Annotated in this window: 10 protein-coding genes and 1 pseudogene; 4 read left to right on the forward strand and 7 right to left on the reverse strand. The window is 62.9% G+C overall.

Annotation, left to right across the window (positions count from 1 at the left end; genetic code table 11):
• Window positions 1-2 precede the first annotated feature (2 nt).
• Window positions 3-866, reverse strand: coding sequence for a DMT family transporter (locus tag ACLB90_RS07095; protein WP_411852260.1), 864 nt, complete (start codon window positions 864-866; stop codon window positions 3-5).
• A gap of 121 nt (window positions 867-987) precedes the next feature.
• On the opposite strand from ACLB90_RS07095, the gene ACLB90_RS07100 reads away from it, so the two are divergent.
• The gene (locus ACLB90_RS07100) at window positions 988-2,403 is read left to right on the forward strand and encodes a PLP-dependent aminotransferase family protein (RefSeq protein WP_411852261.1); all 1,416 of its coding nucleotides are present in this window, start codon (window positions 988-990) and stop codon (window positions 2,401-2,403) included.
• On the opposite strand, the gene ACLB90_RS07105 is transcribed toward ACLB90_RS07100, so the two are convergent.
• Entirely contained in the window at window positions 2,400-2,795 is a 396-nt protein-coding gene (locus ACLB90_RS07105) for a hypothetical protein (protein WP_411852262.1), read from the reverse strand. The genes ACLB90_RS07100 and ACLB90_RS07105 overlap by 4 nt on opposite strands.
• A gap of 226 nt (window positions 2,796-3,021) precedes the next feature.
• Between ACLB90_RS07105 and ACLB90_RS07110 the strand changes: the two genes are divergently transcribed.
• From ACLB90_RS07110 to ACLB90_RS07120, 3 genes and pseudogenes are all read left to right on the forward strand, one after another.
• Window positions 3,022-3,585, forward strand: coding sequence for a fasciclin domain-containing protein (locus ACLB90_RS07110; RefSeq protein ID WP_411852263.1), 564 nt, complete (start codon window positions 3,022-3,024; stop codon window positions 3,583-3,585).
• Window positions 3,586-3,709: 124 nt separating this feature from the next.
• Window positions 3,710-4,669 carry a hypothetical protein gene (locus tag ACLB90_RS07115; RefSeq protein WP_411852715.1) on the forward strand — a complete coding sequence of 320 codons (960 nt, stop codon included), beginning with the start codon at window positions 3,710-3,712 and terminating at the stop codon, window positions 4,667-4,669.
• A 180-nt stretch (window positions 4,670-4,849) separates the two neighbouring features.
• Window positions 4,850-6,014 (forward strand): annotated as a pseudogene (locus tag ACLB90_RS07120) (IS3 family transposase).
• Between the two features lie 260 nt (window positions 6,015-6,274).
• Here ACLB90_RS07120 and ACLB90_RS07125 read toward each other — a convergent pair.
• Genes ACLB90_RS07125 through ACLB90_RS07145 form a run of 5 tightly spaced genes read right to left on the reverse strand, consistent with a single transcriptional unit; the run spans window position 6,275 to window position 21,568 of the window.
• The gene (locus ACLB90_RS07125; RefSeq protein WP_411852264.1) at window positions 6,275-7,036 is read right to left on the reverse strand and encodes an HNH endonuclease; all 762 of its coding nucleotides are present in this window, start codon (window positions 7,034-7,036) and stop codon (window positions 6,275-6,277) included.
• Window positions 7,033-9,042, reverse strand: coding sequence for a hypothetical protein (locus ACLB90_RS07130; RefSeq protein WP_411852265.1), 2,010 nt, complete (start codon window positions 9,040-9,042; stop codon window positions 7,033-7,035). Before ACLB90_RS07130 ends, ACLB90_RS07125 begins: the two co-directional genes overlap by 4 nt.
• Before the next feature lie 16 nt (window positions 9,043-9,058).
• Entirely contained in the window at window positions 9,059-13,492 is a 4,434-nt protein-coding gene (locus ACLB90_RS07135; protein WP_411852266.1) for an Eco57I restriction-modification methylase domain-containing protein, read from the reverse strand.
• Entirely contained in the window at window positions 13,489-16,293 is a 2,805-nt protein-coding gene (locus ACLB90_RS07140; RefSeq protein WP_411852267.1) for a helicase-related protein, read from the reverse strand. The genes ACLB90_RS07135 and ACLB90_RS07140 overlap by 4 nt, the downstream gene beginning before the upstream one ends.
• Before the next feature lie 10 nt (window positions 16,294-16,303).
• A complete protein-coding gene (locus ACLB90_RS07145; RefSeq protein WP_411852268.1) occupies window positions 16,304-21,568 on the reverse strand; it encodes a DEAD/DEAH box helicase in 5,265 nt (1,754 codons plus the stop codon).
• Between the last annotated feature and the right edge of the window lie 20 nt (window positions 21,569-21,588).

Genomic DNA, 21,588 nt, shown 5'->3' on the forward strand with positions numbered 1-21,588 from the left:
CCTCAGCGCGCGAACCGCCGTGCGCCCGCCACGCAGGCCACCGCGCACAGCGTGACCACCAGCATCATCGGGCTCACGGTTTCGTGCAGCAGCAGCGCGGCCAAGGCCAGGCCGAAGAACGGCTGCAGCAACTGCAGCTGGCCGACGGCGGCGATCCCGCCCTGGGCCAGGCCGCGGTACCAGAACATGAAACCGATCAACATGCTGAACACCGACACGTAGCCCAGCCCCCACCAGGCGGGCGCGCCCACCTGTGCCCACGATGCCGGCCAGCGCAGCAGCAACAGCGGCAGCATCACCGGCAGCGACACCACCAGCGCCCAGCTGATCACCTGCCAGCCACCCAGCGTGCGCGCCAACCGCGCACCTTCGGCATACCCCAGCCCGCACACCACCACCGCCGCCAGCATCAGCAGGTCGCCCTGCAGCGAAGCCTCGATACCGTTGCCGAGCGCGTAGCCGACCACCACCGCGCTGCCGAGCAGCGAGAACCCCCAGAACGCGGGGCGCAGCCGCTCGCCGCCGCGCAGCACGCCGAACACCGCCGTGCTCAGGGGCAGCAGCCCGAGGAACACGATCGAGTGCGCCGATGACACATGCTGCAGCGCCAAGGCGGTGAGCAGCGGAAATCCGACCACCACCCCCAGCGCCACGACCGCCAGCGCAGGCAACACCGCTGCGGCCGGTCGCCGCTGGCCCAGCGCGTGCAGCAGCGCCCACCCGAGCACGGCGGCGATGCTGGCGCGCGCGGCGGTCAGGAACAGCGGGTCCAGATCCGCCACTGCCACACGGGTCGCCGGCAGTGAGCCGGCAAAGATCACCACGCCAATCAACCCGTTCATCCAGCCGCGTGTCGCGTTGTCCATCGTCCAATCCTTGTAGGGGACGGCCAGTGGATCATGCCGACCCGGCCTTCCCCCAGAGACAGTCCAGTACACTTCGACGTAACTGTTATGCCCCAACCTCCCCTACGGAATGCACGCACCGATGACGCTGCCCGCCACCCGCATCGATGCGGTGATGACCGCCGTGCGCACGAAGATCACCGCGCGCACCTATCTACCCGGCATGCGCCTGCCCTCGGTGCGTGCGCAGGCCCGGGCACTGCAGTTGTCGGTGTCCACCATAGTGGAGGCCTACGAGCGGTTGGCGGCCGAAGGGCTGATCGTGGCCCAGCCCGGCTCCGGCTTCTACGTCACCGGGCCGGTGGCACCGCTGGCGCTGGCCGACATGGGACCGCCGCGTGATCGCCAGGTGGACCCGCTGTGGCTGGCGCGGCAGTCGCTGGAGCAGGACGCCAGCGTGCTCAAACCGGGCTGCGGCTGGCTGCCCGACGACTGGATGTACGTGGATGGGATCCGCCGTGGCCTGCGCCATGCCGCGCGCAGCAGCGCATCGGCACTGGCCGGCTACGCCACTCCGCTTGGGCTGCCGCCGTTGCGGCAGCTTCTGGCGCGGCGCCTGGCCGGCCACGGCATCGATGCCGCACCCGAGCAGATCATGCTGACCGAATCGGGATCGCACGCGATCGACCTGATCTGCCGTTTCCTGCTCGAGCCGGGCGACACCGTGCTGATCGACGACCCGTGCTATTTCAACTTCCTGGCACTGCTCAAGGCGCACCGGGTGCAGGTGGTGGGCGTGCCCTACACCGCCAACGGGCCGGACGTGGCTGCCTTCGCCGCTGCACTGGAAGCGCATTCGCCACGGCTGTACATCACCAATTCGGGCATCCACAACCCGACCGGTGCGGTGTTGTCGCCGGCCACCGCGCACCGCCTGCTGTCGTTGGCCGAGCACAGCGACCTGGTGATCGTCGAGGACGATCTGTTCGCGGACTTCGAACACACGCCCGCACCGCGCCTGGCCGCGTTCGATGGGCTGTCACGGGTGATCCAGGTGGGGAGCTTCTCCAAGACGCTGTCCGCAGCGGTGCGTTGCGGCTTCATCGCCGCGCGCGGCGACTGGATCGAGCGGCTGGCCGACCTGAAGATCGCCACCAGCTTCGGCGGCGGGCGCCTGGCCGCCGACATCCTGCACACCGCGCTGACCGACAGCGGCTACCGCCGCCATGTGGAGTCCATCCGTACCCGCCTGGCCGTAGCACGCGAGCACACCCTGGCGCGGCTGGCCGCGCTGGGCATCCGCCCCTGGCTGGTGCCGCAGGCCGGGATGCTGCTGTGGTGCCACCTGCCCGACGGCCGCGATGCGGCCACCCTGGCGCGCACCTGCCTGGCCGACGGCGTGGTACTTGCGCCGGGCAATGCGTTCAGTCCATCACTGAGCGCTGGTGGGCTGCTGCGTTTCAACGCCGCCCAGGCGCAGGACCCACGCATCTTCGACGCGCTGCGCCGGGCGCTGCGGGAGCAGCCCGCCGACGCGCGCGCCGTCGCCGTGGACTAACCCACCAGCCAGTCCACGATCAGGCGCGGCAGGAAGACCATCGCGGCGACAACGGCCACGAAGATCATCAGCACCTTCAGCGTCAGCGGCCGGCGCCGGGGGTTGCTGAAATGCAGGTGCAGGTCGCGCAGCTCCGATTCCAGCGCGTACTGTTCGGTTGCCGAGCGCCTCCCGGGCGCCGACGTGAGCCGCTCCAGTTCGCGGCAGCGGGCCATCGATTCGCGCGCGGGCGTCTTCAGCAGAATCTGACGGCGGATCTCGACCAGTCGCGACGTGAGCGGCATCAAGGCCTCCGCGTAACGGTCGGCCGGTGTCTGCTGCGCCGCCAACCGGGCCGCCTCCACATCGATCGCGTACTGAAGCGCATCGCGGTCTGCACGCAACTGCGTCAATGAAGGTCTGCCCACACGCATCGCACGCTCCCTATGCGGCTGATCCCGCCACCGGGCGGTTCGTCCATTCTAGGGCGTCGCCACGGCGAAGGAATCTGAATACGCATAGCGGGTACATGGCACCGGTCCGTTGGAAATAGTCGCTCCCACGTGCATCCGCCTGTCTGCCCGCTACGTACCTTCAGTACCCCTCACCCCGAGGGCATATCAGATCAGGAGAAGCACCATGCACGCTCTTCTTCAACGCATCGCCGTCGCCGCCAGCTTCGCCGTACTCGGCACCACCCCTCTGCTCAGCGTTGCCGCCGATACCGTCATGGTCGGCGGCGCGGCGATGTACCCGACGAAGACCATCGTTGAGAACGCCATCAACTCCAAGGATCACACCACCCTGGTCGCCGCCGTGAAGGCCGCCGGTCTGGTCGACACCCTCAACGGCAAAGGCCCCTTCACCGTCTTCGCGCCCACCAACGCCGCCTTCGACAAACTGCCGGCGGGCACCGTCGATACTCTGGTCAAACCCGAGCACAAGGCCGACCTGACCAAGATCCTCACCTATCACGTCGTCCCCGGCACCTACACCTCCATGCAGCTGACCGCCGACGCCAAAAAGCACGGCGGCACGGCAACGCTCAAAACCGTTCAAGGCGAGCCGCTGACCATCAAACTGCACGATGGCAAGCTCTGGGTGGTGGATGCCAAGGGCGGCAAGGCGGCGATCAGCATCGCCGACGTTACCCAGTCCAACGGCGTCATCCATGTCGTGGACAGCGTGCTGATGCCGAAGTAACTGCGCGGCCGGGCGGGCATTCACGGGAATGCCCGCTGCGGGTCGGTATTCCCCAAGGCAGCCGTCTAAACCTTCTCACCGCCTTCTGCATCCAACGGTGGATACCCACCGCAAGGCGACCGGCATGAAGGCATGGATGTGGAGGCTCGTGGCGCTTCTTGCGGCAGGCACGGCGACGGCCACTGCGGCCGCCGCGCCGCAGGTGGAGACACGCGACATCGCGAACTTCTGGATCGCCCACGACGCCATCCGCGCCGAAGCAGATCCGGTGCGCAGGAAGCAACTGATCAACACGCTCTACATCGACAAGGGCACCCCCGGCCTGCACGCCCTGATGCAGGCGCGCGGCTACACCGACGAGCAGTACGTTGCGGCGATCGACGCCTGGCCGCAGTACTGGGCCTCGGTGCGCCCGCTGACCGGTCGCGCCTTCGCCGCCACCGCTCCGCTCGACGCAGACCTGGCCGCACTCAAACGCCTGTATCCGGCCCTGCGCCCGGCCACCATCACCTACGCCATCGGCGTGCTGCGCACCGGCGGCACCACCCTGGACGACAAGGTACTGATCGGCGCCGAACTCGCCTTGGGCGACGACAGCGTCGATGTCTCGGAACTTCCCGAGCCCCTGCAGACCCGGCTGCGGACCTTCTATGCCTCGCAGCCGTTCCACAACAACGGGCAGAACAACATCCACGAGTACATCCACACCCAGCAGGTTGAAGCGGGCGATACCCTCGCCCAGTACGCTCTGCGCGAAGGCGTGGCGGAGCTGGTTGCCGAGCTGGTGACCGGGAAGAAGCCCGCATTGCCGCTGTACGTGTATGGGCCGGCGCACGAGGCCGAATTGAACGCGCAGTTTCAGGCCGACCGGCGTGGCAACGACTACCGCGACTGGCTGTACAACAGCAGCGCCAACCGCTTCGGGGTGAGCGACCTGGGGTACTACGTGGGGTACCGGATCGCGAGCGCGTATTACGCCGCGCAGCCGGATAAGGCCACAGCGATCGCGACGTTGCTGGAACTGCGGTATGACGATGCGGCCGCGGTGGATGCGGTTATCGAGCAGTCGGGGTATCTGCGTTGAACGGCGGTAGATGCGGTGGACGTTGGGCACATTGCATCCCTGCTGGATCACGCCTCACTCCGTACAGAATCACCTCGGAAGTGCGAGCATGATCGTTTAACCCGGTTGATATTCGGCAGGTTCTACCCCCGTTCTCACGGACACTTACGAGAAGGCCGATCCAGGCCATAGGGAGTGTTCATGTCAAAGCGTAGGAAGTTCAGTGCCGAGTTCAAGCGCGGTGCGGTTGAGCAGGCGAGCCAGCCCGGCGTCACCTGCGCCCAGGTGGCCCGGGAGCTGGGAACTCGCGACACCGTACTGACCCGCTGGAAACGCGAGGCACAGAGCCCGGGAGCTATAGCCTTCGGGGGCGCCGGGACACCACGGGATGAGGAGTTGGCACGCCTCAAGCGTGAGCTGGCGCGGTAAAGAAGGAACGGGATTTTTTGCGAGAAGCGGCGACGTTCTTTGCAAAGGGATCATCCTGAGGTATCAGGTGATCGAACGTTGCCGCGATGAGTTTCCGATCCGGCTGATCTGCCGGTGCCTGAAGGTATCGGCCAGCGACTACTACCAGTGGAGTAAGCGCCATGAGAGCGCCCGGCAGGTCGACAATGAGCGCCTGGTGGTACGGATGCGCGAACTGCATGAAGACAGCCGCGGTACATTGGGGGCTGGTCGCATGCGCGAAGACCCGGCTGAGGAGGGCGAGAGTGCCAGCTTGAACCGGGTCGCGCGCCTGATGGCGGCTGACGGCCTGCAGGGCTGGACCCGGCGGAAGCGTCGCGGGAGGCGTGGCAGCCCGTCCGTAACGCCGCCGGGTGTGGTCAACCTGCTTGAACGCGATTTTCTCGCGCCGGAGCCGGAAACCAAGTGGGTGACCGATATCACCGAGATCAAGACCCAGCAGGGCAAGCTGTATCTGTGCATCGTGCTGCATCTGTACGACCAGCGCATTGCGGGCTGGTCAATGCACGCTCGGCAGGACCGTCAGATGGTGATCCGGGCTGTGCAGATGGCGGTCTCGCAGTGGTAAGGAAGCGATGAGGTGATCCTGCATTCGGATGGCGGCAGTCAGTTCCGCAGCGGTGACTGCCAGCGGTATCTCGCGGCTAACGGGCTGATCTGCTCAATGAGCGCTGTGGGGCATTGCGGCGACAACGCGGCCTGCGAAGGCTTTTGGACTACTGAAGCGCCAGCGGATCTATCGAACGAGCTACCCCACACTGGATGCGCAAGAGCGGATGTGTTTGACTACATCGAGCGACGCCGCAACCCAAGGATGCGGCGAAGGGTCGCCAGGCAGGATCAGAAAGTTACAGCTCTTTTAGAACCGTCCGTGATATCGGGGCAGAACCCGAATTGAAAATGCCCCACAACGGAATGATCAACGGCCCGCGGTACACCTAATTATACCGCGCGAGCGCGCCCAGACCGAAGCCACGCTTCCCAACGAATAGGTCGGCATATTCTTTTCTGAAGCCGATACACTCCTGCAATCGAGCGACTTGCTGAAAGCAGACTTTACGGATTCAATCCTTGCTCTAGCTGTAGCAATCTGCAGTTCTAGAACCTGGACGGCGCCTGCTCGCTCACACCTGCAGTAGGTATCGTCGCAAGCGGTCCTCACATACGACTGAACCCCTCGCCCTCGAAGAGATGTTCCCGATGCCAAGAAAGGTAAGGAATATGGCCTGGACTTAAGGATCGGAGCCGCTGCCGAGCCGCAATTGAGAAATGGCCCCGTACCGAGGCATTCAGTTGTCCGGAGCACAAAAGCACACCCTCGTCGCTGAAAGAAATCAGACCTGCATCAAACATCGCATCAAGGTGAACGGATAGGAGCAGACCATTGAAAGGGTCTAGTCGCTCGGAGTGATTTGCTTGGGCCCACGGCTTGCAATGGCTAGCGCGCAACAGTTTTCGTGGAAGGACCATCCCAGTTACGGCACAACGCCCCTGCCAAAAGTCCATCAGCGCTTCGCGGAACACGTCTTGGCCAATCCGCTGACGGACTTCACGCGTTCGTTCCGTTTCGGGTATAGCCGCCAAGCGCGATTCAACCCTGTATGACAGCACAGCAACTGGATGCCGCAGCAGAGAGTGCAGTACACGCAGTGCTTCGAAGATCTGGGAGGCACCTTTTGCCAGTCCGACACTGCCCATTCCTACGGGCGGCAGCTCGCCTGAGGTCTCAAGACCGATCCGCGCCGCAGTATCCGCCCCCGGCAATGCTAGCAAGATGCCTACTTCGACGACTTGGATGAGCACGCTCGCATTGGACCCACTGATCCCAGCTACGAACCAGCCACCCCTTCGTGCCGAGATCAGGTCATAGCCATTGTCGGTGAGCGCCTTCGAAACAAGCGCGGGTGGCACGTCTGTCATCGCCCCCCCCCCTGCGCAGAAAGGGAGCTTTGCTCGATGCCAAAGCGGCGACGGAAGAGAATGCGCTCATTCGAACTTGGATCGAGCTCCAAGCGCACCACCCCGTCTTGCAAGTCGGTCGGAGGAGGGGTGGTAGTCGTTACGATGTATTGGAATGGCAGATCGACGTCTTTGAAGCCGTCCCTTTCAAGTGCGTTTACTAGAGAAAGGAAGTTCTCATACAAGCCTATACTCATGTCTGCTTCTCTAGGGCAGTCATGGATCACGAGGCCGGGAAGGGAGCTTGCAGAGCCTGCGCTATCGAGCATGCAAGCGATATCGCCCAACAGTACTTCCAGAACTCTATAGGCTTCTCCACCCCGCATTGACAAGCGAAATGGGCGGTCTTCATCGCGCGGGTCGAATACAGCGAAAGCACCGTCCGGCAACAGGGACTTTGTAAGCGCATCTGTTATGGACGCCAATGCTCTCTCTCTAACGGACTTATCCTGATGCAGTAGGGCCAGCTGAATCCGTGCACTACCAAGCTCCCTTTCAATATTAACAATCTCGGCTTGTATAGCATTGACCTCCGACTGTGCGGAAGCCGAACCAGCCGAGCCTTCCCAGCGGGAGAGCTCTTCCAGTAAGTTCGGCCACCTACTGGCCTCGATCTCGGCCGTTCTTCTGGACATGCGGATCTTAGTCAGCGTGGCTTTTAGTTCCTCCTCCCTCCGCTCAAGCGCCTGAACCATTGATGCCATTTGATTCTTTCGCACCAGCGCTGCCACAGCTCTACCTGATGACTCATTCATCGCATTTTGGAGGTTCTGCTTGTCCCGCTGATCTCGAAAGCTGCTCAACGAGAGAAGGCTGATCTCCATCTGCACATGCTGACAGTGAGAGAATGGGATATTTCCTTCTTCACAATGCCCGGCAAGGTTCCTGAGCTTCAACAGTTTGGCTCCAACCGACTTGTATGCCTCCTCATCGCCGCGCCGGCCGGCAACCGCAAGGTCGTACTCAGCGACAGCCCTCTCGCTCTCGCTTCGGCGCAACTTCAAATCTGCCCGAAGTTCAGCCAGATTCTGATCAGCCTGTTCTTGCTCAAGCTCCAACTGTGCCAGACGACTTGTTGCCTTCTCACTCGCAGTCCTAACGCGATTCTCCACCGAATCGTCGAACAGGCCCGCGGCACGTACTGGCAGATCGTCGGGAAGCGCCCCCATCGCGCGAAGATTTGATTCGATGCGACGCCGGATCAGCGCTGGCTCTCTCTGCAGATTGCCCCTTGTCTGCTTTGCCTGCTCCAACTCATGTTCCAGTGCCGCAATACGGCCCATTAGCAAAGATTCGGATTGATCCATCAGCCCGAGTACGGCGCGCACTACGATCGGCGGGTCTTGACGACTACGCTGCATGCCTGATCCCTCGCCCTCACGCCAGGCGAAGAATGATTTGAATCGCGAGCCCTGATCGCGGCTGATCCAAGCCAAGATGTGCCTCCATTCAATCGCCTGGCCTGTATCCGGGATGCTGCCCGGTGACACGGAACTCATCATGTCGCTGGCCAAGCGCTTCAGGAAATCTCGATCGTTACTATCTGCCTCTTGAGCCCAGACATCCTCGGCACCTTCACCATTAATGACGAAGCCATCCTTGTGGGGGTTGAAGTAGCGGCATAGCGTGTAAGGGCGGCCCTCCACATGCATGACCGCGATCACGCCACCCTTAGGGAACTCGCTACAAAGCTCGTCACGGAGCTCGGTTACTGCTTTTGATGGGTCTCCCAAGCAGTAACGAAGCAATAGACACAGCGACGTCTTGCCAACACCGTGACCAGCGGCATGGAGTCCGACTGCACTGCCCGCAGCGGGTTCCTTGGCCCATACCACGTTGAGCCCCCGCCTGAAGAACACGTCCCTGACAATGTGCGCCGTGTCGGGTTCCGAAAAAATGGTGAGCTGCTTGAACCATAGACGCGGGGCTCGCCTCTCCTTTGGTAGATGCTGAATCAGCTGCTCCATCCCGTTACTCCATCATTCAGGCTTGCTTCGCCGATGTGTCGGTGAATTCATCACCGTCAATCGCCGGCGTCCCCAAAGAAGCTTGTGCTGCGGCACTAGTCAGAATGTCCGCGACCCGTACCACATCCTCGTCAACTATTACTTCGTCGGGGAGAGCTGCTCCCTGGATAGCCAAAAGCTGCGTGGCGTCAGTCCGTATCGCGCCGATAGATTCGTAATGACGAAGCCAATTTTGGATGCGATCGCCCGCCGTCCGACCGGCATCGAAGATTCCAAGATGCTTGGCCTGGAACTCAGCAACGAAGGCAGCGTCTTGCACATCAACTAGACGGATTAGCACGCTTGGTTCTGCTGCCATGGTGACTGCATCAGCCAGTTGCCGGCGCGGCAAGCGGCCGTGCTGCCTGATCATGGCAAGCAGTAGTCCGACCAGTCGCGCATCAACCTCGTTCCGAATGATGCCGTGGGACGAGTAGGCCGGCGTTGCATGCTGCCCCGGCGGCGGATTCAACAGGCTGGCATAGGGCTCGCAATTTGCCTCGGCAAGCGTCATGCGGTCGAGCTCACGGAGCACCAGGTTGCGCGTGCGGTATTCGCCGAACTCACGCAATTCGCTTTTCTTAAGGACGCGGAATGTTTCGCTAGGATAATCCTCGCCCAGTACATGGGAGGGATCGAGGATATAACGCAGTTCGTCACGGGTCAGTCCATAAAGACGTGCGTAGTAGGCATCCAGCTCAGCGCGCAAGATGGCGCGGCGCTCAGGGTCGAAGATGAAGGGTTCGCCATCGTGACCAAGGTCCTGTGCCCATGCTTTGAGGTCGTTGGCGGTGTAGGTCATTTCCAGCACGCGCGGAACGATGAAGTTGAGGTCGACCTCGGTATAGCGCACGGGCGGCAAGACCGGGAACTGCTTGAGGTAGCCATAGGTTAGGTGTGTGCCGCCAACCTTCACCCGCGCGACGTAGTCGAGTGCAAGGGAGTCGAAGTTCGCCAGAAGCGCGGCGGCATGACGTGGCGAGTGGTCGGTCATGAATAGCGGGAGAGTGTGTCCCACTCCCGACCAGGGCATCACATCAGCGATCATCGTGCGGATCTTCTCGGCGCCGGTAACATCCCGCCATCCCATCACCCAGCGATGCGACCATTCTTTTTCCGCCAGACGCTTTGCCACTTCTCTTTCGTCCACCCAGTAGCGCGGGGTGACGAGAAATTTCGGATCGGCCCTTTCCGCGGCGGTAACGACGCGGCTGTTGCTGTCGTCGCTGTAGGTGGCCCAACGGTGGTCGAACTGGTGGATCAGTTTGGCTTCATACAGCGGCACTGACCGCTCGCGCGGCGTATCGACGAACAGGTGACTGTCCCCCGACATGTGAAACATCGTCATGAAGTTGATGCCCCACGGGTTGCCGTCGGTGCGATTCTCATCGATTAGCACAGTTGCGGCGCGGTAGAGCTTCTTGGTCAGCTCGGCATCGCGCTCGCTGCGGAACACTGGGCAGGTAAGCGTGTTGGGATTGATCAGGCGGAACTCGTCCGGCGTAAGAGCAAAGTGACGGCGAGGATCATGGACTTGATGCGGCTGGCGTGCGAAAAATACGAACTTGGCATGCTCACTACGCCCCAAAGTCAGCATGCAAAACCGGAAGGCATGGTGCACTGCTGGGAAGATGAACTCCTCGTTCTCGAACGCCAGCAAGCTCACCAGCGACGAACTCTGCGTCAGGTGCGAGAAAAATGCTTTGGTACTGTCATCAGTGGCGATTCCGGTAGGGACGATGAATCCGGCGCGGCCCGCTTCGGCAGTGATCTGGCTGATGGTCTCGGCGAAGAGCGCATAGGTATTAACATCACCCACACCGGTGAGCGGATAGCGCCCGCCGTCTTTGCCCTCTATGTGGGCGAATACGCTGGCCACTTCCGCCGTGCGGCGAGCGCCAATGAATTCTGCGTAAAGACGCTTTTCTGCCTGTGCCTGAACTTGGCTGTGTCCGGCTTCCGGTTCCAGATGCATGGCTAGCATTCCCTCAGACAGCCACTGGATTCGCTGGCTGCGTTCTGCCTTATTCCGGGCCTCGGCTACGTCGCGGTTGCGGCTGGCGAAGAACTCTTCTTCCTGCAGCTTGATGCGCTCCCACGGCGGATTTCCCAACACGCAAGTGAAGCCGCCAACCGCATGCACCAAAGGGAAGGCTAGCGGCCAGTGCAGGACGCGGGCTTCAATGCAGGCCGCGCTTGCGGTCTCGCGCTTGCAGGCGTGGCCGGGGGCGTCATGCTCGCCCAGCAGTTCCAGCACCACAGTCCCGGTGGTTGGCACCGCATCTTGGTTTGCTTCGGCCTTGGGCTGGAGGAAGGCTGCCAACAGCATGTCCGCCGCATGGCGGAGCGGACTGTCGGCAGATTCCTGGGCAAAGGCCTGCCAGGCAGCTTGCTTGGCAGCGATCTGTTCTAGCGTGTCGTCCGGCAGCGCTTCCAAGGCGCGCAGCTTGTCCATCCCGCCTGACCGCAGGCTGAGCAGATCGCGCTGACCAAAGGCTTGAGCAGTGCGCTTGCGTTGTAGGTCCTTCAGCTCGGCCGCGTTCTGTTTGGCTAGCGCCTTACAAGACTCCTTGTCATCGCCGGACAAGGCTTTGAAGGCATCCTTCGGAATGCCCTGCTCCAGTGCGGCCAAATCGGTCAGGCCGAGCAACGCGTCGCCACATTGCAGGTGGTGATCGAGGAATCCCAGTGGACGATCAGGGGTCATGGCCTCCAACCACAGCGACATGCGCGCCAGCTCGATCGCCATGGGGTTGCGATCCACCCCGAAGATGCAGTGGGTGATGACATCGCGGAGGGCGTGGCGGAAGTCCTCACCGCTGGGCGTGCCTTGCGCGCGCAACTGGGCCAGGCGGGTAGCCAGCCGGCGCGCGGCGCCGAGCAGGAAGTGGCCGCTGCCGCAGGCCGGATCGCAGACGGTGATGGACAGCAGCGCGCTCTCGGGATCGGTGGCGCCGCTGATGCGCTGTTGGATGACCGGCTCCAGCGCGGAATCCAGCAATTCCTGCACCAGCGAATCCGGCGTGTAGTAGCTGCCGCTGGTCTTGCGGGCATTGCCCTTGGACTCATCCGCATTGGCGAAGCGAAATACGCGGCCGTCAGCGCTGATGTCGGGCACCAGCTCCAGTAGGCTTTCGTACACGCTGCCCAGTTCTTCCGGACCCATGTCGCGCCAGTTGATGCGGGCGAGACTACCGCCGCTACGCATCCAGCCGAGCTTCGCGACCGCCTCCAACAGGGCGCGGTTGCCCAGCGTGCTGGCGTCCAGATCCGGACACTGGTCTTCGGCGAAGAGGCCGCCGAGCGCCGGCAGGGCCAGCAGCGGCTGGCCGTGAGCCAAGCCGGTTAGAACGGGTTCTAACCCGTCCCACAGGTCGGCGTGTCGATCGAAGGCGCGGCGCTTACGGGCGCGTTCGCGCAGGCGGCGCAGGCTGTAGCCGTCGGCATAAAGCTTCACCGCATCGCCGTTGGCGTCGGCCGGATGCAGCAATCCGCGCTCTTCGATGGTGAGCAGGAAGATCAGCCGGTAAACCAGACGCAACAGTTGCAGGAAATAGAAGTTGCGGTCGAGCCTACCACTGGCCAATGCGTCGCGCAGAGGCTGATTAGCGGCCTCGGCCAGGAAGCCCTGGCCCAGCGCAGATAGCGCCTCTTCCACACCTTGGCGCAACTGGTCGCGGGCGCGAGTGCCCTGCTCCTTGCTGCCTTCGCGCCAAGCTTCCAGCGGACACTGCTGCGGCAGATTTCCTGGGTTACCGAAGCGGCTGGCGTGGACCAATAGCCACAGCAGGGAGAAGTCGGCGTAACGCTCCTCGCTGAAGATGCGCTCCAGATCGGCCTCGATCCACGCGGGACGGGTGAGGCTGGCATTGTCGCGGGCAAGACGGAGTTGCAAGCCGTTGCTGGCGATGCCCCACAAGGCAGTGTCGCTGGCATTGAGCCAGTCCTGCAGCAGACCGAAAGTGCTGCGCTGGCGGTTGTTGTCGCCGTAGCGACGGTCACGTTCGTCCAGGCGCTGGCCAGCGGCGGCCACCACCAGCGGCAGACGGCCTTCGCGGGCGATGGCTGCAATGGGGTACTGGCGTTCGGAGATGACCTGCGGCTCGGCCTGTGGTTGCAGGTCGGTTGCGCCGAACACCTCACGCAATAGGGCCTGCACGAAGCGGGTGGCCAGGGCGTGGGGGTTGTCGGCGCGCGCGCGCGCGGTGTCGAACTCGCTCCAGTGGGCCTGGGCGATACGCCAGTAGCGGCCCAGCTCGTCACGCAGGTTGAGGCCCTTGGGAATGCCATAGTCGGCCGGCGACTGATGGGCAGCCTTTAGTACCGCGATATTGCCCAGCCATTCGGCCGGCAATAGGCCACCTTCGATGTGGATGGCGTCGAACTCCAAAGCGGCAGTACGACGACTCATGCCACACCGCCGGGCATCAGCACAAAGGCGGCGATGACATCGACCGGCTTCAGAGCACGCACCTCGTAGCGACCACGCGCATCGGCGGCCTCGCGCACGCGGCGGTGGTCGGTCAGCAGGCGCTCGGCTTGCGTGTCGGCCAGTCGGTCCAGAACTTCGCGCCGCTCATCCAGAAGTGCAAGCACGTTCTGCATTTCGCGCTGACGCACCGGCTCAGGCAGGTTGCCGGTGGCCGGCGCCTCTAGCCAAGTGAGCATCCTGTCGCCCTGCACTTCGGAAGGGTTGGCGCGACCCTGCCAGGCCACCGGTAGCGCTTCTTCCACCAGCAGCACGCTGCTGCGTCCAGAGCGGGTGGTGGTGATCTGGTGGCGCAGGCGCAGCAGTAGCACGGTGGTGATGCTGTCCACCGCAGAACTTCGCCACACACCGATGCGGCCGAGCGTGGCGAGTTGTTGGTTGTCGCGGGTTTCACCGCTGACGGCGCGCTCTAGCAGCTCGTCGGCCAGCGTACTTACCAGTGGGTGACTGCGACTGACATAGCGGCAGCGCGGCGCAGGTGGCTGGTTGAAATCGATGCCGATGTCGCCGGTTAGGTTTGCCGCGTCCAGACGCTCACGTAGAGCTTTCGGCAATGCGGAAATCGGTGCGGTGGCGCCACGCTTCGGACGGAACTGCAGGCCAGCGCCAAGCCGAGCCATGGCCTGGGTGGTGAAGCGCTTGACGTCATCACTAGCGCCCAGCACGGCTTTCATACGCTCCCATTCGGGCAACACGTCGGCCGGGCGCAGGCGGCGCTGGGCGAACACGGTGCGGTTGCGCTTGGCCTTTTCTGCCAGGTCGTTCCAGCGCACGTCCAGCGCACGACTTTCCTCGTACTGATCGAAGTCGAACGCTTGCTGCGGGCCACCGGCTCGCTCGCTACGCAGCATCACCGCCTTCATCAGTGCCTGGGTCAGCGTGTGGTCGTCATCGGGCAGTGGCACGGGAACGCCGAGCTCCTGGCGGATCTTCTCCGCCTTTCTCAGGATCACCTGCAGCACCGCACCGTCGACCGGGTTGTTGGCGCCATACATCAGGGTCGCGCGTACCTTGGGGCTGGGTTGGCCAAAACGATCCACGCGGCCTTCGCGTTGCTCGTGGCGAGTGGGATTCCAAGAAAGGTCGTAATGGACCACGGCGTCGAACTGTTCCTGCAGGTTGACGCCCTCGGACAGGCAGTCGGTGGCGATCAGCAGGCGGCGCTCGGTTTCGCCTAGCGTTTCGACACGGCGCTCGCGCTCCTCGGACGGAAATTCGCCGGTGACCGCATCCACGGCAACGCCGCGGAACTTGCCATCCAGATGCTCGCGCAGGTAGTTGGCGGTGGCGATGTATCGACAGAACACCACCGGGTTAAAGCCGTCGGCGATGAGCTGCTTAAGGTGCTCGGCGAGCAGACGCAACTTGGGATCGCCCTGCTCGCCCGCCAGCTTGCGGGCCTCGGCCAACAATGCATGCAGGTCAGGATCGCCTGTATCAGCAGCCGGCGCCACGTCGTCCTGATCCAGCGCGTCCTCGCTGCCGTCGAACAGGGCTTCCAGCACCTCCTGCGGTGCATTATCCACTTGTCCGGAAAGCAAACGGGTCTGCAGGGCCTGCACGGCCGCGGCGGGGCTGGAGGCAACGCAACGCATCAACGCAAGCGTGCCCCAGAAGCTCAGGCGCTGGCGACGCGCGTCATCGCCAGCGCGCTGCGTGACGTCACGGCAGTAGTCGAGCACGTTCTGGAAAAAGCTGTCCCACTGGCCGCTGAGGTGATAGATGGCCTCGCCAATTTCCCGCCTTGGGAAAATACTGCCGTCGCGCCATTCATCGATGTCCGGGCGGCGGCGCTGGACGAAGTGCTGGGCGAGTTGTTCGCGCAACTTGTCCTTGTTGTCGCCGCTGGCCGTGGCGAGCTGGGCAAACACAGGCTTGAGCAAGGCCAGCAGGCTGTAAAAGGCGTCCTGGTCGCCGCTGTGCGGGGTCGCCGTGAGCAGCACCAAGTGGCGCTCGGCGTCCGCGGCCAACTCGCGCAGCAACTCGAAGCGCTGCTGGCGCGCCTGGCCTGTGCTAACACAGGTGTGCGCCTCGTCGACGATGACAAGTTCCGGGCAGGCGCGGATGAAATCGTAGCGATGCCGGTCGGACTTGATGTAGTCCAGGCTGACCACGGTAAAGGCATGGGCGTGAAAGATCGAATCGCCGATCGGCAACCCACGCTCAAGGCGAGCGGCGCTGCTGGCGGTGACCGCCATCGCCGGGATATGGAAGCGCTCGTTGAGCTCGCGTACCCACTGCTCGACGAGATGCGGCGGGCAAAGCACGGCGATGCGCGGGATCTCGCCGCGGTCGAGCAGCTCACGGGCAATCAGCGCGGCCTCGATGGTCTTTCCGACGCCCACATCGTCGGCGATCAGCAGGCGCACCGGATCCAGGCGCAGCGCCATTAGCAGTGGCACCAGCTGGTAGGTGCGCGGCTCTACCGAGATATTGCCGAAGCAGCGGAACGGTCCGGCGCCGCGGCGCAGTGCCATGCGCAGGGCATCGGCCAACAACAGGGCATCGTGCTGACCGCCTTCTTGCGCCGGATCGGGGGCGGGGAAGTGTGCGGGGCCGATGTCCGGCTCCAGGCCGGTATGCATGAGCGCGCTTTCATCCTCTCCACCAGCGAGCGGCCGCAGGCGCAGCAAGGGCGCAACACTGCCGGGTTCGACGATCCACTCGCGGCCGCGGGCGCGAACGAGTGAGCCAGGAGTGTATTGGGCGAAGGGCGTATTCATGGGCAGGATTTTAATGGCCTAGCAGCCGCGCCAGGCGCTGGAACAGTGGTGTCCAGGCGTCGGGATCAGCAGGGAAACGGATGAAGGTGTAGCCGCGTTCTTCCCAGGCGGACTGCAGCTCACGCGGGGTATCGGGCAGGGCGATCGCGGCGTAGTGGTCGGGCCAGTGCAGGACAGTGCAAGCATCGACCTGTGCAGTGGCCGGTAGCGGCAGCGACGCAGCGCGCTGGTCGCGTGCATGCAGCCATTGACCGGGCCAGCCGGGCTGGGCGACGGGCTCCGATGACGGCACAGGCGTGTTTGCCGCCACCTGTAGCTCAGTCTGCACTTGGGCCAAGCGCCAGAGGGCGCGTAGGGCCTGCGGGTCGCGCCGGTCGATCAGCTCGTGGTCGGGCTGGTTGTAGTAAGAGAGGAGGCAGCGGTAACAGCCGGCAACGCACTTCACATCGTCCTGATCGGACAGCGCGTCGAAGTTGGGCATCGCTCCTTCGGCGGGTACGTCGTAGTGCATAACGCGTAGTGCCTGCCGGGCGACTTGAGCAAGTGCATCAGGCTCGTTGGCCAAACGCGTCAATACGCCGGCGCCGCCCTCGGTCGTCTCATAGAACAGTACGCCACGACGCAGACGGGCATCGGGCAATGGCTCAGCCAGAAGTTCGGCTTCCTCAAGCTGATAGATCGCTTCGATGCCGCGTTTGAGTGCGTGTTGCAGCGTGGCCAAAGTGACCGGGGCACAATCACCGTACGGCTGCAGCAGCAATGCGTTCTTGTGATCCTGCACAAACGGCACGATGCGCTGCGGCGGCAGTCTGTCGTCATTGCCTCCACCACCTCCGTCCTCCACCTCCTCCTTGACCCACCAGCCGGTGCGTGGGTTGATGAAGAAGCCGAACAAGTTGGGGTTCCTACGTCGGCGCAGACCTTTGTTAATTCGGGTGACAGTCGCCTGGGCACCATAGCGCAAAGTCAGGATGTCGCCCTCGCCATCACAAGCCAGAACGGTACGAACATCCACTTGCCCGCCGCGGACTCCCCATTTGAATACGGTCTGCAGCTCGAAAGCCTGGCGCTGGCGCTCCTCGTCGTTGGCCGTGATGCGCTCCGCCGGCTCAGTATCGACGTTCTCGATGCGGAACATTCCGTTGATCTGTTCGGCATCGTGCAGCGGCATGGCGCATGAATGACAGTCGTTCCAATGGCTTTCGAAATGCGCCGCGCCGCAGTGCGCGCACACACGAGTTGCCTGGGTGGCAAGCAAGCCGCTGGCTGTGGCCTGGTCGGCAGCGGATAGCGCGATACGAGCACGTACCACGCGGTAGGCACGACCTTCATGGTAAACAAGGCTGCGCGGGCCGAACTCGGAGAGCGCCAGGAACCGGGGCCGCTGCAAGAACAGATTGCCACTGCGTACGTCGGCGCGACCCGGCACATAGGCCATCAACGGCAAGCGCGGGAAATTGTAGCCGGGCAGGAAGCCCTCAGTTGCCAGATATCGGTAGGTGTAGAAGTCGCTAGACAGTGAGTCGCGTCCATGCAGCAGCAGATTTATCTGGTCGATGGCTTGGTTCAGGCGACGTCTCGCGTCGTCCCGCTCGCGTCGATCAGTAACGGCATAGTTATCCAAGGTCGCCTGTGCGAGTCGCTTCTGTCTCTCGGCCGAACTGAGCAGGTCGCGCCAGCGACTGAACGCTGCATTGAATTGAGTAGCAGCATCGGCAATGACCCGTTGCGCGAATGCTTCGGGTCCCGGATACCACGGAGCGCGCTCCGCGTCGATGTGGCCGGCCATTGCCTGGAGAATGCGCGCGGCCCGCGCCGTCGCTTCTATCCTTGCCTGCTCGGTTCCCATGGCAGTGGCTAGCGCATCGCGCACCGGCGCAAGAGGCAAGCTAGGGTCGACCACATTCGAGATCGAACGATCAAGCTGTTGCCCGGTTGTGGCCAGCCAGATCGCCTGCAGATGACTACGGATGAGCGCTTCGTTGGCGAGATCCAGTAGCGGCGCCCTGACCACACCGTGCACCATAGCCGACGGCTCACGGAAGAAGTATTGGTCATGTGGGCTGCGGGCTGCGCAGTACGTGATCACCAGCGCAGCCTGACCACTACGCCCCGCACGGCCCGCTCGCTGAACGTAGTTGGCGGGGGTGGGCGGCACGTTGCGCAGGTACACGGCATTGAGCGCGGAGATATCCACGCCCAATTCCATGGTCGGCGAGCAGAACATCACCGGCAGAAAGCGATTAGGTTCGCCGTGCTCACGTGCGGTCGCCTTCAGCTCATCGGCAAGCTTCTGCTGCTCAGACTCGCCGAAACGGAAGCGAATCTCGCGCAGGGCACGCAGTTCCGCATCCACTTGGGCGGTGTGTTCGCGAGCCTCCATCGCAAACAGCGAGCGATCTTGCTGTGCCAGAACATCGGCAATGCCCTGGTACTGATCAATGAAGAATGCGTTTGCACCCGTTCCGCCTTCACCCGCAAGGAAACGAATGCGTCCAGCATTGAGTCGGTATCCAGGAATGTTGAAGTCGGTGTACTCGTCCCTGCGGATGAATCCGCCCGCTTGCGCGATGCGGATCATGAATTCGAATAGCGCGTGGTACTCGTTGCGGTTCAGCGAGCCTGCGTGTGCATCCTCCCAAAGCCGGGAGTCGCGCAGGGTTTTGCCGAGCAAAGTCTGCAGCCCACCTCGCAGGATCAGCTCCTCGTCCCGCCCACGCAGCGCCTGTGCGGGTGGCGGCTGCAGAAATAGCCAACGTCTGCCCAACAGCGGCTCCTCGCGGCCGAATCCCCAAGGGTTGTGCAGCAAGCGCAATGCATCATCTCGACGCTGCGCCAGCATTTGCGCGTCAAGCGCGGCGGCATCCACGGCCAGACCCTTGCGCATATAGTCGAACAACGCATGGAAGGCACGCCCACGCACTTCTGGGCTTGCATTACGAAGTAGCAGGGGTGCATCGGCGAATGCATCTGCATCGGCGCAGAGCGTGGACAGTCCATGGTAGTCGGCTCGAAGCAGACCGAGCTCTTCCAGATTCGGATTCGTGTAACGCCAGCCGCGTCGCTGGTCGTACCACGCGCGATACGCCAACACGAAGCGAAGTGCCTCTTTGGCATCGGCCAGATCGCGTCCGATCGCCGCGGGATCCTGCATCCATTCTCGGCGGTGGCTCTCGGTTGGGTCTTCTCCCTGACCAAGTTCCTTGCTAAAGCCGAGCGCACTGAGCACGGAAGTGCCGATCTCGCTGTCGGATAGCCCGTCTTCGCCGGCTTCGCGCAATGCCCGGTAGATGGCTCCTCGCAGCAGCATGACGAAGGTGAAGTCATTGAAATGTCCAGCTTGAAGTGCAGCGTCCTGACGGTTGTCGGTGAAACCGAGCAGTTTGCGCTTGTCCGCTTCGATGGCCCTTCCATTCGAGCTGTGCATCCAGCGCAGGACGCTGGTCGTTAGTAGCGTCGTCGCGGAACTTCGCCCTTCGGCCGACAACGCGGACAAACGATTGATGTCCTTGCCTTGTGCGCCATGTACGTCCCGGCACTGCAGGCAGAAGCGAAACTTGCCGGGCAGGAACCAGTAGCCCCTTCCGGTACCAACCCGCCCGTCCGGTTGTATCAGGAGCTGCTCGGCTACCAAGTGGCGATGGGTTCGCTTTAGCCGCGGCTCGCCGACAGGCGAGGTTTCGATCCACGATTCCGGGTAGTCCTCAACGCGCCCGGTGAAATCCAGGATCCCCGGTGCCGGGTCGCCTAAGAGGAAGCCGAGCCTCTCACCCTGCGCATCGGCATCAGCATCGGACCCGTCCTCATTTTGGCCGGTCCGCGTTGGCATGTCGTCGATGTCGCGCGCCAGCAACATCCGCTCGCCACCCTCGTGACGCAGGCGAACGGGATGATAGTCCTGGCCGCAGGTGCGGCAAAAGTAGGTGGAATACAGGCGCTTGGTCGGGTCGGCGGGCAAGAACTGTTGCCCATCAAGCTCCACCGGCCGTGAGTTGTACCGGTCAAGCGTCGTGTACGCCACGCCAGCGCCGCTGATGAATTGATGTAGTCGGAATGCGAAGAAGGCTTTTTCGCTTGCACCTTTGCCGGCGATTCGGACGTTCTCTGGCACAGCAGCTGTCAGTAGAATTTCGCGTAGCGCGCGACCTGCTGCGCCGGCATCTCGCCCCGACTCGGCGGCCAGTAAACTGGTCGCCATGGCAACGGTCAACGGCTTGGCTCGTACCCACTTCTGTCCCTGGTCGCGGGTAATGCCCAAGCGGGTCTCGACCCAAATCGCCAAGGGATGTTCGCGTAACGCCTTATCGCTGAGGTCAGACGGGACACCAGCATCGATCGCAGCCGCGAGTTCGCTTGCAACGGATTCGGCAGTTCTCGCAGGATGGGTGGCTCGATCGAGATCCTCGGTGATGATATTGAAGTGCGGAATCGTCGTGGCAAACAGGGTCGATGCCACTTCCGCCACTTGGCGGTTCTGGTCCTGTTGAGTACCACCTGACGCCATGGTGGCCGAAGTGCCAATGCACTGCAGGCGCTCCGGTGCCATCCGCTCACGTACGCGCCGCACCAACATGGCTACGTCCGCACCCTGCCGGCCGCGATAGGTATGCAGTTCGTCGAGGACGAGGAATTGCAGTCCCACACAGTTGCGAATCACCCTTGTGTCCAGTTCGGACTGACGCGTCATGAGCATTTCCAGCATCATGAAGTTGGTCAGCAGGATGTCTGGCGGGTTGTCCTTGATCCGCTGGCGCTCGGCTTCATCTTCCTGACCAGTGTAACGGGCAAATGTCACCGGACCCGCTTCACCGAGAAACTTGATCAGCTCTTCGCGCTGGCTATTGGCCAAGGCATTCATCGGATAGATGACGATGGCGCGGGTTCGCGGGGCCTTGTCCTGCTCCTTGGCGCGAAGCACGGCATCAACGATGGGCAGAAAGAAACACATCGACTTGCCCGAGCCGGTACCCGTGGTGACTACGAAGCTCTCGCCCTTGGAGCCAAAGGCAATCGCTTGCTCCTGATGGCGATAGAGTCCGATCGGGAAGCACTTCGCCGTCTGCGGAGATAGCTCGCCTGCCACGGCAAGTTCCGCAGTCGAGCGCCCTCGCTGGTAACGTGGATTGATCTGGATCAGCGGCTCCGGCCAGTAGCGCCCACTGGAATAGGCATCATCGATGCCACACCGCAGATCGTCGGCCAGGATTGTCGTGAATGAACGGGCGAATCGACTGTAATCGCCGATCAGCTGTTCCCGCAGCGAAAAAACATCCATCCTTCCCCCTAGTCAGCGCC

Source organism: Stenotrophomonas sp. LGBM10 (genome assembly GCF_046736075.1).
Taxonomy (GTDB): Bacteria; Pseudomonadota; Gammaproteobacteria; order Xanthomonadales; family Xanthomonadaceae; genus Stenotrophomonas.